11 protein-coding genes are annotated in these 12583 nt (G+C 65.6%); 8 read left to right on the forward strand and 3 right to left on the reverse strand.

Annotated elements, in window-relative coordinates:
- The first annotated feature begins 171 nt into the window (after positions 1-171).
- Positions 172-603: a hypothetical protein gene (locus G6P88_RS06665; protein ID WP_165322453.1), complete on the forward strand. Its 432-nt coding sequence runs from the start codon at positions 172-174 to the stop codon at positions 601-603.
- 83 nt (positions 604-686) lie between these two features.
- On the opposite strand, the gene G6P88_RS06670 is transcribed toward G6P88_RS06665, so the two are convergent.
- Positions 687-1622 (reverse strand): alpha/beta hydrolase, encoded by a 936-nt coding sequence (locus G6P88_RS06670; protein ID WP_165322454.1) that lies wholly within the window; start codon positions 1620-1622, stop codon positions 687-689.
- A gap of 140 nt (positions 1623-1762) precedes the next feature.
- Here G6P88_RS06670 and G6P88_RS06675 point away from each other — a divergent pair, with 140 nt between their 5' ends.
- The 4 genes from G6P88_RS06675 to G6P88_RS06690 are packed head-to-tail and all read left to right on the forward strand — an operon-like array spanning position 1763 to position 6736.
- The gene (locus G6P88_RS06675; protein WP_165324961.1) at positions 1763-3517 is read left to right on the forward strand and encodes an acyl-CoA dehydrogenase family protein; all 1755 of its coding nucleotides are present in this window, start codon (positions 1763-1765) and stop codon (positions 3515-3517) included.
- Positions 3518-3540: 23 nt separating this feature from the next.
- Positions 3541-4467: an SDR family NAD(P)-dependent oxidoreductase gene (locus G6P88_RS06680; RefSeq protein WP_165322455.1), complete on the forward strand. Its 927-nt coding sequence runs from the start codon at positions 3541-3543 to the stop codon at positions 4465-4467.
- The gene (locus tag G6P88_RS06685) at positions 4460-5503 is read left to right on the forward strand and encodes a phosphotransferase (RefSeq protein WP_165322456.1); all 1044 of its coding nucleotides are present in this window, start codon (positions 4460-4462) and stop codon (positions 5501-5503) included. The genes G6P88_RS06680 and G6P88_RS06685 overlap by 8 nt, the downstream gene beginning before the upstream one ends.
- A gap of 3 nt (positions 5504-5506) precedes the next feature.
- Positions 5507-6736, forward strand: coding sequence for an acyl-CoA dehydrogenase family protein (locus G6P88_RS06690; protein ID WP_165322457.1), 1230 nt, complete (start codon positions 5507-5509; stop codon positions 6734-6736).
- 13 nt (positions 6737-6749) lie between these two features.
- Here G6P88_RS06690 and G6P88_RS06695 read toward each other — a convergent pair whose 3' ends face one another.
- Complete coding sequence (locus G6P88_RS06695; RefSeq protein ID WP_165322458.1) at positions 6750-7736, reverse strand: NADPH:quinone oxidoreductase family protein; 987 nt, start codon at positions 7734-7736, stop codon at positions 6750-6752.
- Between the two features lie 163 nt (positions 7737-7899).
- Between G6P88_RS06695 and G6P88_RS06700 the strand changes: the two genes are divergently transcribed.
- Positions 7900-9048 carry a calcium:cation antiporter gene (locus tag G6P88_RS06700; protein WP_226946752.1) on the forward strand — a complete coding sequence of 383 codons (1149 nt, stop codon included), beginning with the start codon at positions 7900-7902 and terminating at the stop codon, positions 9046-9048.
- Here the strand turns inward: G6P88_RS06700 and G6P88_RS06705 are convergent.
- Positions 9029-9796, reverse strand: a complete 768-nt coding sequence (locus G6P88_RS06705) for a hypothetical protein (protein ID WP_226946753.1) — start codon at positions 9794-9796, stop codon at positions 9029-9031. The genes G6P88_RS06700 and G6P88_RS06705 overlap by 20 nt on opposite strands.
- 132 nt (positions 9797-9928) lie before the next feature.
- On the opposite strand from G6P88_RS06705, the gene G6P88_RS06710 reads away from it, so the two are divergent.
- Positions 9929-11674 carry an N-acyl-D-amino-acid deacylase family protein gene (locus tag G6P88_RS06710; protein WP_165322459.1) on the forward strand — a complete coding sequence of 582 codons (1746 nt, stop codon included), beginning with the start codon at positions 9929-9931 and terminating at the stop codon, positions 11672-11674.
- 26 nt (positions 11675-11700) lie between these two features.
- Positions 11701-12567 carry a Coq4 family protein gene (locus G6P88_RS06715; protein ID WP_165322460.1) on the forward strand — a complete coding sequence of 289 codons (867 nt, stop codon included), beginning with the start codon at positions 11701-11703 and terminating at the stop codon, positions 12565-12567.
- Positions 12568-12583 lie beyond the last annotated feature (16 nt).

Raw genomic sequence — 12583 nt, forward strand, 5'->3', positions numbered from 1 at the left:
CAATTCTGAAACCGGCACGGCTGCCATGCAATATGGGCAAGTTAGCGGAGCGCGGCAGTCTGGAGACTAGCTGAGGTCACATAGCAAATGATGCCTCCCAGATGTAGGTTTGGGCTCATGACGACTCCCCACATAAGGCCGCCGCTACGATCGAGGCCGCGGCATCGCATCTTGGCGGTGATTGCTGCGGCGCTGCTTATTGCGGATGGCGCATATCTGAGCTGGCTCACCTCAAGGCCAAGGCCCTTTTTTGTAGATCTGCCGCAAGCTTCCCATGGCATGGACTTCGTTAAGGCGCCGGATCAGAAGGCGGTTTTCCTCACACCTGTTGGCTGGCGTTCGACTGACGGCATGTCGGTTGGCAATTTGGTCAAGTTCGGGTCGGATGAAGCGGTGCGTCACGCGAACAGGTACCCCTGGTATCCCTTATTCGTCGGACTTGGGGAAAGCCCTGTGTTTGGGCAATTTATCAGTACGCTCGAGAAGCTGAGGGATCAGCGCGTTTGCCGCATTGTCATGGCTGAAGCAGGCGATCCTCAGTTGCTCCCGTCGGGTGAGCGCGTCGAAGTCCTCCAAAGCCTAGAAGTCTGTGTGACAACCTGAAGCTCTGGCGAACCTGTTTGTCGGCGGTGCCCGAAATGCACGGAGCGGGCTTCGCATGCTTCGCCAGGGACGCCATGCAGATTTTAGGCTTTCCCGATTGCCGCAAGCCGCTGCGCCACCAGGTCGCCCACACGGTCGATCTCCGCATTGGCGGCCGGCAGCAGGTCGATCAGCGTCGCGAAGCCGTGTGCCATGCCTTCATGGGTGCGCAGGCGGACGCGAACGCCGGCCTGGCCGAGCGCTTCGGCATAGGCGCGGCCCTCGTCGTGAAGCGGGTCGCACTGGCCGAGGACGATGATCGCCTCGGGTAGCCCGGCGAAGTTTGCGGCCATCAGGGGCGATGCTTCAGGTTCGGCTCGATGCTCTGCCGGGACATGATGATCCCAGAACCACGCCATGTCGGCGCGCGAGATGAAATGCCCGCCGGCGCCGTAGCGGCGATAGGAAGGCCTGTCGAAATCCGGGGACAGGACCGGATACAGAAGCAGTTGCATGGCGATGGCCGGTCCACCGCGCTCGCGGGCGCGGAGCGTCAGTGCCGCCGCGATATTGCCGCCGGCGCTGTCCCCCGCGACGATGATCGGCCGCTTCGTCGCGGCCAGCGCGGTCAGCACTGTCCAGCCATCGTCGAGCGGAGCGGGATAGGGATGTTCGGGGGCCAGCCGATAATCGACGCTGATCACCTCGAGCCCGCTAGCCGCCGCAAGCTGGCGGCAGACGGGGTCGAAACCATCGAGCGTGCCGAACACCCAGCCGCCGCCGTGGAAATAGAGGATCACGCCGGGGCCGCGCGGTGCCAGCGGCACATAGCGGCGGGCGGCGACGCCCGCGAAATCGACGTCTTCGATCAGGGCGACCTCTGCTCCGCGATCCTTCGGCAGCGCCGCCTGCGACTGTGCGAAACTGCGGCGCGCATCCTCGACGCTGCCTTCGGCGAAGCCCGGCAGGTTCAGTGCCGCGCGGCGTTCGAGCATCGCCCGCATGTGCGGATGCAGCTCGGCTGGTTCGTCCCTCTCCATCGCGCAACAGGGCCTCGCCGGGCCGATCCGAGCAATTGCCGTTTGGCGATGCCATTGATCGGGCTTTGATATTCGACGCTATGAAGGCACAGACCTATTCGCAACTGCAAAAGAATCCTGAGCGATTCCGTGGGAGGGTGATGAGCGACCTACTGATCCAGCGCGAGGAAATGGACTTCCTTCTGTGGGAATGGCTCGGCCTCGACGCCGTGCTGGCCCGCAGCGGCGCGGATGCGCTCGACCGGGAATCGGCCGACGCGATATTGGAGCTGTCGGCCAAGCTCGCCGAAGATGCCTTCCTGAGCCATTACAAGAAGATCGACAGCGAGGAGCCGAGCCTCGGCCCTGATGGCGTTAGGGCGCACCCGGCGATCCGCGAGGCGCTGCGGCAATATGCCGAACTGGGCCTCTTCTCCGCCAGCTTTCCGACCGAATTGGGCGGAATGGCGCTGCCGAGCCTGCTCGCCAACGCCTCCTTCGCGCAGTTCCTGGCGGCGAGCGTTTCGACCGCTGCCTATCCCATGCTGACCACGGCCAATGCCCGCCTGATCGCAGCATTCGGCTCGCCATTGCAGATCGAGCAGTTCGCCCTGCCCCAGATCGCCGGGCGCTGGTTCGGCACTATGTGCCTGTCCGAGCCGCAGGCCGGATCGAACCTGGCCGACGTCACAACGCGTGCCGTGGCCGATGGCGAGGACGGCTTCGGCCGCCGCTTCCGCCTGTCCGGGCGGAAGATGTGGATCTCTGGCGGGGACCACGACCTGGCCGAAAATATCGTCCACCTGGTCCTGGCGAAGGTGCCCGACGAGGAGGGGCGGCTGATCCCCGGCACACGCGGCATATCGTTGTTCATCGCGCCCAAGATCCTGCCATCGGGCGCACGCAACGACATCGCGGTCGCGGGCCTCAACCACAAGATGGGCTATCGCGGTACGACCAACTGTCTGCTCAACTTCGGCGAGAATGACGGCGCGATCGGCTGGATGGTCGGCGAGCCGGGCCAGGGCCTGCCGCAGATGTTCAAGATGATGAACGAGGCGCGGATCGGCGTCGGCCTGGGTGCGGCGGCGCTGGGCTATCGCGGCTATCGCCACGCGCTGCGCTATGCGCAGGAACGGTTGCAGGGACGTGCTCCCTCGGCGGGTAAGGGACATGAATCCCGCGCCATCGTCGAACATCCCGACGTCCGCGACATGCTGCTCGCGGCCAAATGCTTCGGCGAAGGCGCAATTGCTCTCACCCTCTATTGCTCGCGGCTCGTCGACGATGCCGAGCATGATCCGGCGGCCGATGCGCTGCTCGGCCTGCTGACGCCGATCGCCAAGACCTGGTCATCCGAATATGGGCTGGTCGCCGACGACATCGCGATCCAGGTCCATGGCGGCTATGGCTATACCCGCGACTTCGACGTCGAGCAGCTGTGGCGCGACAACCGCCTGAACCCAATCCATGAGGGGACGACGGGGATACAGGGCCTCGACCTGGTCAACCGCAAGCTGCTGCGCGACCGCACCGCCTTCGGCCTGCTGCGCGAGCGGGTGGCCGACTGCTGCGCCCGCGCGGCCTCGACGTCGCTGGCCGAGCAAGGCGAGACGCTGGCGGACGTGTTCGAGCGGCTGGCGGCCACGCTCGACCTGATCCAAGACTGGGACGCGACGCGCATCGCCGCGCACGCGACCCCGCTGCTGCGCGCCTTCGGCCATGCGGTGTCGGGCTGGCTGTGGCTCGACCGCGCACTGCTGTGCGAAGGCGATGCCGATACGCCGTTCCGCGCGGGCAAATTGTGGGCCTGCCGCTATTATTTCGAACGTGAGGTTCCGCGCATCGACGCCTGGCTGCGGCCGGTCGAGGCCGGCAGCGATCTGGTCGCCGCCGTGCCGGTCGAGTGCCTTTGAAACAATAAGAAGAGGGGAAGAGGATGAGCATCGATCTGAGCGGCCGCGTGGCCATCGTCACGGGGGCCGGCGGTGGCCTTGGCCGCGCCCACGCCTTGCTGCTGGCGAAGCGCGGCGCGCGCGTCGTCGTCAATGATCTGGGCGGTTCACGCGATGGATCGGGTGGCGGCAATGCCATGGCCGAGGCCGTCGTCGAGGAAATCCGCGCCGCCGGTGGGGAGGCCTTCGCCAATGGCGCGAGCGTGACCGATGTCGATCAGGTCCAGGCCATGGTCGCCGACACGGTCGACCGCTGGGGCCGCGTCGACATCCTCGTCAACAATGCCGGCATCCTGCGCGACCGCACTTTCGCCAAGCTCGACCTCGCCGATTTCCGGGCGGTCGTCGAAGTCCATCTGATGGGCTCGATCAACTGCACCAAGGCGGTGTGGGAACAGATGCGCAGCCAGGGCTATGGCCGCATCATGATGACGACCTCGTCGTCCGGCCTGTGGGGCAATTTCGGCCAGTCGCATTATGGTGCGGCGAAGCTGGGTCTCGTCGGCGCGATGAAGACGCTGTCGGAGGAAGGCGCGAAATACGACATCCGCGTCAACTGCCTCGCGCCGTCGGCGGCGACGCGGATGACCGCCGACATCATGGACGAGGCCGAGTTGGCCGCACTCGCACCCGAGGCCGTGTCGCCCGCGATGCTCGTCCTGGTATCGGAGCAGGCACCGAACGGGATGATCCTCTGCGCAGGGGCGGGCAGCTTCGAATGCGCGCACATCACGATGACGCAAGGCGCATATATCGGGACAGGCGAGGACGCGGCGGAGCGCCTGCTGGCGAGCCTAGACCTCATCGCCGACCGGACCGACGAGATGGTCCCGCATACCGGTCTCGAGCAACCCCGCTTCGAACTCGCCCGCGCACTCGCCCAGGCCGAACCGGCGCTGGCCAATGGCTGATCGCGGTCTCGGCGCGGTCCGCGAGGCGCATCGGTTCGACGAGGCGGCGCTGGCCGGCTGGCTGGAAGACAATGTAGCGGGCTATGCGGGACCGCTGACGGTCAGCCAGTTTTCCGGCGGCCAGTCCAACCCGACTTACAAGCTGCACACGCCGACGCGCGACTATGTGCTGCGCCGCAAGCCGCCGGGTACGCTGCTGAAGGGTGCGCATGCGGTCGAGCGCGAGCATCGGGTGATAAGCGCGCTGCATGCCGCCGGCTTCCCGACGCCGAAAACCTATGGCCTGTGCGAGGATCAGGCGGTGATCGGCACCGCATTCTACGTGATGGACTTGGTCGAGGGCCGCAACTTCTGGGACACCGCCTTCCCAGGCGTTTCCCGCGAGGAGCGCGCCGCGCTGTTCGATGCCATGAACGCGACGATCGCAGGCCTCCACAGCATCGACCCCGCAGCGGTCGGGCTGGGCGACTATGGCCGACCTGGCAACTATTTCGAGCGGCAGATCGCCCGCTGGTCGAAGCAATATCTCGACGACGCCGATGCCGGGCGCGTCGCGGCGATGGACCGGCTGATCGAATGGCTGCCGGCGAACATCCCGCCGGGCAACGAAGCGAGCATCGTCCATGGCGACTTCCGCTGCGACAATATGCTGTTTCACCCGACCGAGCCGCGCGTCGTGGCGGTGCTCGACTGGGAATTGTCGACGCTCGGCCATCCGCTCGCCGACTTCGCCTATCATCTGATGGTGTACCGGATGCCGCCCGGCTTCTCGACCGGGCTGGCCGGGCTCGATTTGCCTGCGCTCAACATCCCGTCCGAAGCCGACTATGTCGCGGCCTATTGCCGTCGCACGGGGCGTGAGGGGATCGACCGGCTCGACTTCTATCTGGCGTTCAGCCTCTTCCGGCTCGCCGCCATCATCCACGGCATCAAGGGACGGCTCATCCGCGGCACGGCCTCGTCCCCGCAGGCGGCCGAGGCTGCCGCGCAACTCGACGACATCGCGGCGCTCGCGCTCGCCCAGACAGGACGCTGAGACATGGACTTCACCTATTCCGAACGGCAGGTCGAATGGCGCGACCGCGTCCGCGCCTTCATGAACGAGCATGTCCTGCCGGCACAGCAGCGCTACCATGCCGAGATCGCCGAGGGCCCGACGCGGTGGAAGCCGGTCCCGGTAATCGAGGAACTGAAGCAGAAGGCGCGCGCCGCCGGCCTGTGGAACCTGTTCCTGCCCCCGTCCGATCACGACGAGGGCGACTATCGCGGCGCTGGCCTCACCAACCTTGAATATGCGCCCTGCGCCGAGGAGATGGGTCGCGTCACCTGGGCATCCGAGGTGTTCAACTGCTCGGCGCCCGACACCGGCAATATGGAGGTGCTGCACCGCTATGGGACGCCCGAGCAGAAGCAACGCTGGCTGCGGCCGCTGCTCGATGGAGAGATCCGCTCTGCTTTCGCGATGACCGAGCCCGCCGTCGCCAGTTCGGACGCGACCAACATCGCGACGCGGATCGAACGCGACGGCGACGATTATGTGATCAATGGCCGCAAATGGTGGATCTCTGGCGCCGGCGATCCGCGCTGCAAGCTGCTGATCGTGCTGGGCGTCAGCGATCCCGATGCGGAACGCCACCAGCGGCACAGCCAGATCTTCGTGCCGGTCGACGCACCCGGCGTGACGATCGGTCGCGCCCTTCCCGTCTTCGGCTATGACGATGCTCCGCACGGGCATTGCGAAGTCGTGTTCGACAATGTCCGGGTGCCCGCTTCGAACATCGTGCTGGGCGAAGGGCGCGGCTTCGAAGTTGCACAGGGCCGGCTCGGGCCGGGGCGCATCCATCATTGCATGCGCTCGATCGGCCTTGCCGAAATGGCGCTCGACGCGATGGTCTCGCGCCTGATGAGCCGCGAAGCCTTCGGCAAGCGCATCGCCGACCAGTCGATCTGGGAGCAGCGCGTGGCCGAGGCGCGCACGGCGATCGAGATGACCCGCCTGCTCTGCCTGAAAGCTGCCGACATGATGGACAAGGTCGGCAACAAGGTCGCGCAGCTGGAGATCGCGATGATCAAGGTCGCGGGGCCGCGCCTCGCGCTGCAGGTGATCGACGATGCGATCCAGGCGCATGGCGGTGCCGGCGTGTGCGACGATTTCCCGCTGGCGGCGGCCTATGCACTGGCGCGGACGCTGCGCCTCGCCGATGGCCCCGACGAGGTCCACAACCGGGCGATCGCGCGTCTCGAATATCGGCGGGCCAGCGGACGCTGACCCGCCGTCGGCATCAGCCGGCCGGGTCCATCGTCACGACGACCTTACCGAGCGCCTTGCGGTCCATCACCCAGCGGATCGCCGCCGCCCCTTCCTCGAAGGCGAACCGGCGGCTGATCTCCGGGCGGATCGCACCGGCGCGATACCAGTCGAACAGCTGCTCCATGTTGGCGGCATGGGCTTGGGGATCGGCCTTCATGAAGGCCCCCCAGAACACGCCGACGATCGAGGCCGACTTGACCAGCGGCAGGTTGAGCGGAATCGCCGGAATGGTGCCGGCGGCGAAGCCGACGACAAGGTAGCGGCCATTGGGTGCGATCGAGCGAAAGGCCTGCTCGGCAAGATCGCCGCCGACCGGATCATAGATGACGTCTGGGCCCTTGCCATCGGTGACAGCGCGCAGCTGCTCGCGAAAATCGGGGCGGCTATAGTCGATCAGCGCGTCGGCGCCGTGCGACCGGGCGAGCTCGAGCTTCTCCGCGCTCGATGCCGCGGCGACGACGCGTGCACCCATCGCCTTGGCGATCTCGATCGCCGCGATCCCCACGCCGCCGGCCGCGCCCAGGACGAGCACCGTCTCGCCCGGCTGCAGCGCAGCCCGCTGGACGAAGGCGTGGATGCCGGTCGCATAGACCATGGTGAAGCCCGAGGCTTCATCGAAGGGCATCTCGTCGGGAACGCGCACCGCCGCATCGGCGTCGACGGCGACCTTCTCGGCGAAGGAACCCCACAAGGTCATCGCGCAGACGCGGTCGCCGGGCTTGAAGCCCGTCACGCCTTCCCCGACCGCCTCGACCACGCCGGCCGCCTCGCCGCCGGGAGCGAAGGGCAGCTCCGGCTTGATCTGGTACATGTTGCGGATGATGAGGCCGTCGGGAAAATTGACCCCCGCGGCGCGTACATCGATCAGGATCTGCCCGGCGGCCGGCGCGGGATCGGCGGTCTCGCGCAGTACCAGATCCTCGGGCGGGCCGTGACGTTCGCAAAGAAGAGCGCGCAAATTCCTGTCCTTTCGGCTGTTCGCTCATCCCCTAACGCCTTGCCTGCTGCCTGGGAACGCTCGCCGCGGACAGCGGTTACACAATCGCCATCATGAACGCTCCGGGAAGGGACATGCGCGGGAAACGTAAGGGACCTAGCGACAATGTAACGCCGGAGGAAAGATGCAGACCGACACGACCGACCTCGAGGAGACCAGCATCCTGATCGCCCATCCGTCCGAACGCCTGCTTGGCGGAGCCATGCTGCCCTATTGGTCGCTCGTCATTCCCGTCCTGGGTCTGCTGGCCATTGGCCTGGGCCTGCCCGATCTCGGCTGGGGCGGCAGCGCGGCCGCCGCGACGATCATGATCGGCTGTGTTCTGGCAGCTGTTCACCACGCAGAGGTCGTGGCACACCGCGTCGGCGAGCCCTTCGGTACGCTCGTCCTGGCCGTCGCGGTCACCGTGATCGAGGTGTCGCTGATCGTGTCGTTGATGCTCTCTGGTGGTGGAGAGGCCGCCACGCTTGCGCGCGATACCGTGTTCGCCGCTATCATGATCATCCTCAACGGTATCGTCGGTGTCTGCCTGCTGAGCGGCGGCGTGCGCCATCATGAGCAGCAGTTCGTCCTTCAGGGCGTCAATGCCGCTCTATGCGTGCTGTCAGCCATGGCCGTGCTGGTTCTGGTCCTGCCCAATTTCACCTCGAGCGTGGCAGGCCCGGTCTATTCCCCGTCGCAGCTCGCCTTCACCGCCATCGTTTCTCTCGTCCTCTATTGCACTTTCGTCCTGATCCAGACGGTGCGACACCGCGACTATTTCCTGCCCGGCGGCACAGAGCATCTTCCCGAAGAGGTCCATGCCGCCCCGCCCGGCAACATCCAGAGCTGGTTTGCTTTCGCGCTGCTCGTCGTAGCGCTGGTCGGCGTCGTACTGCTCGCAAAACAGCTGTCGCCGACGCTGGAGGCAGCGGTGCTCGGCGCGGGACTTCCGCTAACCCTGGTCGGCATCATGATCGCCGCGCTCGTGCTCGGCCCCGAAAGCCTCGCCGCAGTCAAGGCAGCCCGCCGCAATCGGCTTCAGACGAGCCTGAACCTTGCCCTCGGCTCCGCTCTTGCCACGATCGGCCTGACCATCCCGACGGTCGCCATCCTGTCGATCTGGATGGACTGGAAGCTGTCACTGGGAATCGACGCCAAGTCGATGACACTTCTCGCGCTGTCGCTGATCGTGTCGGCGCTGTCGCTGGGAACCGGGCGGACGACGATCCTGCCCGGCGTGGTCCATATCGTGATCTTCCTGGCCTATCTGTTCACGACGATCGTGCCTTGACCCCCGCCGCCCGGCTCAGGTCGCGTAGTCGGGCGGTATTCAGCGGCCGCATCACCGACAGCGCGGTGAACCAGCGCTGGCCGAGCAGCGCCTGTTCGCGATCCTCCTTAGCCAGCGCCAGAACCTCGTGCCGGTGGCGCTCGATCATCTCCGCGAGCCTCGCCGCGCCGGCGCGGGAGAGCTTGACCAGTTCGGCGGAAAAGCTCGTGTCGGGATCGGCGAAGTCGAGTTCCAAGAACTGCGGCTTCATATAGGTCTCGAACATGCCGCGCAGCGGCGTCTTCATGAAGCTCGCGACCGGATCGACGCGCGACCGCACCCGCAGGCCCGGGCGCCGGTCGATCAGGGCCAGCCGCTCGAGCCGCGCAAGCTTGGCCTCGACCAGCGCAGGATCGATCTCGAAATCCTCGGCAATCTCCTGCGGGGGAATATCGGCGAGGATCGCAGAGAAGAAGAAGGCCAGCAGCACGTCGGAGGCGAGTTCACGCTCCTGCGCAAGGGTAAGCTCGCGTACCAGATCGGTCTGCCCCTGCTCCGCGTCCCGCGCCAGTTCGGCGAAAGTCACGCCGCACAGCCCGAGCAAAGCCTCAAGCCTCGGCAATGTCAGGCCACGCCCCGCCTTCCATCGCTTGACCGTCGCTTCCCCGACCCTGAGCTCGGCGGCGATGCGCGGCGCCGTCCAGCCGCCCGCCCGCAGCCTTTTGCGGAGAACGGCCAAGAGTGCATCGCTTGCAAGTCCGGATCGCATATCGATCCGATACGTGTCGGATATCGATCCGATCCGCAAGCGGTGCCTTGCAACGACTCTCCATAAGGGTCTCCCTGTGTTTTCTGATGAGAGGCCGCAGAGCCTTCGTCCGGCACAAGCGAGGAGAGGCTCATGACCGATATGCTGATCAAGAACGGCACCGTGGTCGATGGAACCGGTGGCGCGTCCTACAAGGCCGATGTCCGCGTGCGCGACGGGCTGATCGCGGAGATCGGTCCCGACCTGCAACCGCAGGGCGAGCGGGTGTTCGACGCCAAGGGATGCAAGGTCACGCCGGGCTTCATCGAGGCGCATACGCATTATGACGGCAGCATGTGGTGGCAGCCGGATCTCGACCCCCTGCCCGGCTATGGCACGACGACGATGATCATGGGCAATTGCGGCTTCAGCGCCGCCCCGCTGCATCCGGACAAAGCCATACAGCGCGAGATGATCGGCATCTTCTCCTTCTTCGAGGACATTCCCGAACAGCTGTTCCTCAAACATATGCCGTGGGACTGGCTGAAATGGTCGGAATATAAGGCCGCCATGGAGCGGCAGGTGCGCGTTCCGATCAACTACGCCACCTATGTCGGCCATATCGCACTGCGCCTAGCGGTGATGGGCATGGACGCCTGGAGCCGCAAGGCGACGCCAGCCGAGATCGCTGCCATGGCCGACCTGCTCGACGATGCGCTGGCAGCCGGCGCTCTGGGGCTGTCGTGCAATCTGATGGACCATGATGGCTCCGACCGTCCGGTGCCCAGCCTGTCGGCCTGCGACGACGAACTGAACGCGCTGTTCGACGTGATCGAGCGCTACCCGGCCGCGACCTATCAGGTCATCGTCGACGTCTTCATGCGGATGACCGGCCCGCAGAGCATGGACCGGCTCGAACGCCTGCTGAAGGGTCGCTCGATCCGACTGCAGGTCGCGGGCGGACTGCCGCTGCTCGAGTTCCAGAAGAAGATTCGCGAGCCGATGGAGGCCCGCATGCTCGCGATGCAAGAAGCGGGGATCGACATCTGGCCGACCGCCGCGCACGTGCCCATCACCAGCGTCATCGGCCTGATCAAGTCGCTGCTGTTCGCACAGTCGAACGACTATGTCTGGCATGAGGTCGTGCTCGCCGAAACCCACGCAGACAAGGCGCGCCTGCTCGCCGATCCGGACTGGCGCGCCCGGGCACGCGACAGCTGGGACAACAAGATCTGGAAGCAGTCGGCGCTCGCCAATCCGCAGAACCTGCTGCTGATCGACAGCGAGAACGGGACGGGGCCGATCAACATCACGCTGCAGGCCTATGCCGACGAGCGCGGCCTGCACGCATCGGATGCACTGGCCGACTGGATGCTGGCCAACGGAACCCGCTCTACAATCCACATGGCGCCCTGGCCGAAGGACGAGGACCGGCTGATCGAACTGCTGAACGACCCGCATTCGGTCGGCAACATCTCCGACGCGGGCGCGCACCTGCAGATGCTGTGCGGCGGGGGAGAGAATGCCCTGCTCCTCACCCATTATGCGCGCGATGCCAAGCTGATCTCGCTCGAGCAGGCGGTCCATGTCCTGACGGGCAAGCTGGCCGGCTATTTCAACCTGCACGACCGCGGTACGATCGAAGTCGGCAAGCGCGCCGACATCGTCGTCTTCGACCTCGACGAGATCGAACGCCGGCAGATGGAGAAGGTCTACGACCTCGACGACGGAAAAGGCGGCCTGACGTGGCGGTTCAGCCGCAAGGCGATGCCCGCGCGGCTGACGCTGGTCAACGGTGTTCCGACCTTCGAGGACGGTGCCTATACCGGAGCCGTCCCCGGAGAATTTCTGGCGCCCAAGGTCGAGGCGCGCCAGCTGGAGGCCGAACCGGCCGAATGAACGCAGAGCCTATGGGGAGAGATGCCATGGAAGCCAAAATCAGTTCGGACGAGATCGCCTATTTCAACCAGGGCAATGTCAAGCTGACCACCACCAGTTCGGTTCTGATCAGCTCGTCGCCCTATCTCAACCACCCCACCCTGCCGCAGATGCTGGCGCAGGAAATGCTGCGCCGGAACGGGCCGGACGTGTCCCCGACCGCCTATATCCCCGAGGTCGCCCAGATCTTTCACCAACTCGAAAATGTCGGCCGGATCGTCGAGCTGTTCGAGATGGAAAAGGCGCGTCTGCCCAAATTCCGCGAATGGTGCGAGAAGCGCAGCCTCGCCAATTTCCGGCTTGCCGACGTGGCGCATTGCGCGCCGGGAACGCTCGGAGCAGCGATCCACCATTTCATGGCGACGAGCGGCTATGAGCTCGAGTTCATGTTCAAGGAGATTCCGGTCGTCAACGACTTCACCTTCTATCTCCGCCAGACCGCCGTCACCCACGACATCGAGCATATCGTGACCGGCTTCGGCCCCAATCATGGCGGCGAGATCGCGCTGATCGAGGCCAATCTCCAGTCGAAGGCCCGCTATTTCTGCGCGGAGCTCGCTTCCTTCTTCAACCGCATCCCGACCTATCTGAAGGCCAAGACGATGCTGAAGGACGTGCTCTTCTACCCGGACGCGCATGTCCTGGTGCAGGAGGCGCAGGTGCAGGGCCAGCGCCAGGGACTCAACTGGAAATACCCGCTGATGCTGGCCGACTGGCGCGCCATGATCGACATGCCGCTCACCGAGGTCCAGGCCGAGCTGGGCATCACCCCCGTGCCCGAAGCCGGTCTCTGGCAGGACACGACCGACCTCGCGATCGACCCGCGTCAGGATCTGGCACAGGCCGCAGAATGATATCCTTACCGGGGAG

It is taken from the genome of Rhizorhabdus phycosphaerae (assembly GCF_011044255.1).
Classification (GTDB): domain Bacteria; phylum Pseudomonadota; class Alphaproteobacteria; order Sphingomonadales; family Sphingomonadaceae; genus Rhizorhabdus; species Rhizorhabdus phycosphaerae.

Bases quoted from the DNA above. Each gene is read 5' to 3' on its own strand.
- G6P88_RS06680 (WP_165322455.1), top strand. From the start codon at position 3,541: ATGAGCATCGATCTGAGCGGCCGCGTGGCCATCGTCACGGGGGCCGGC.
- G6P88_RS06710 (WP_165322459.1), top strand. From the start codon at position 9,929: ATGACCGATATGCTGATCAAGAACGGCACCGTGGTCGATGGAACCGGT.
- G6P88_RS06670 (WP_165322454.1), bottom strand. From the start codon at position 1,622: ATGGAGAGGGACGAACCAGCCGAGCTGCATCCGCACATGCGGGCGATG.
- G6P88_RS06685 (WP_165322456.1), top strand. From the start codon at position 4,460: ATGGCTGATCGCGGTCTCGGCGCGGTCCGCGAGGCGCATCGGTTCGAC.
- G6P88_RS06705 (WP_226946753.1), bottom strand. From the start codon at position 9,796: ATGCGATCCGGACTTGCAAGCGATGCACTCTTGGCCGTTCTCCGCAAA.
- G6P88_RS06715 (WP_165322460.1), top strand. From the start codon at position 11,701: ATGGAAGCCAAAATCAGTTCGGACGAGATCGCCTATTTCAACCAGGGC.
- G6P88_RS06700 (WP_226946752.1), top strand. From the start codon at position 7,900: ATGCAGACCGACACGACCGACCTCGAGGAGACCAGCATCCTGATCGCC.
- G6P88_RS06690 (WP_165322457.1), top strand. From the start codon at position 5,507: ATGGACTTCACCTATTCCGAACGGCAGGTCGAATGGCGCGACCGCGTC.
- G6P88_RS06675 (WP_165324961.1), top strand. From the start codon at position 1,763: ATGAGCGACCTACTGATCCAGCGCGAGGAAATGGACTTCCTTCTGTGG.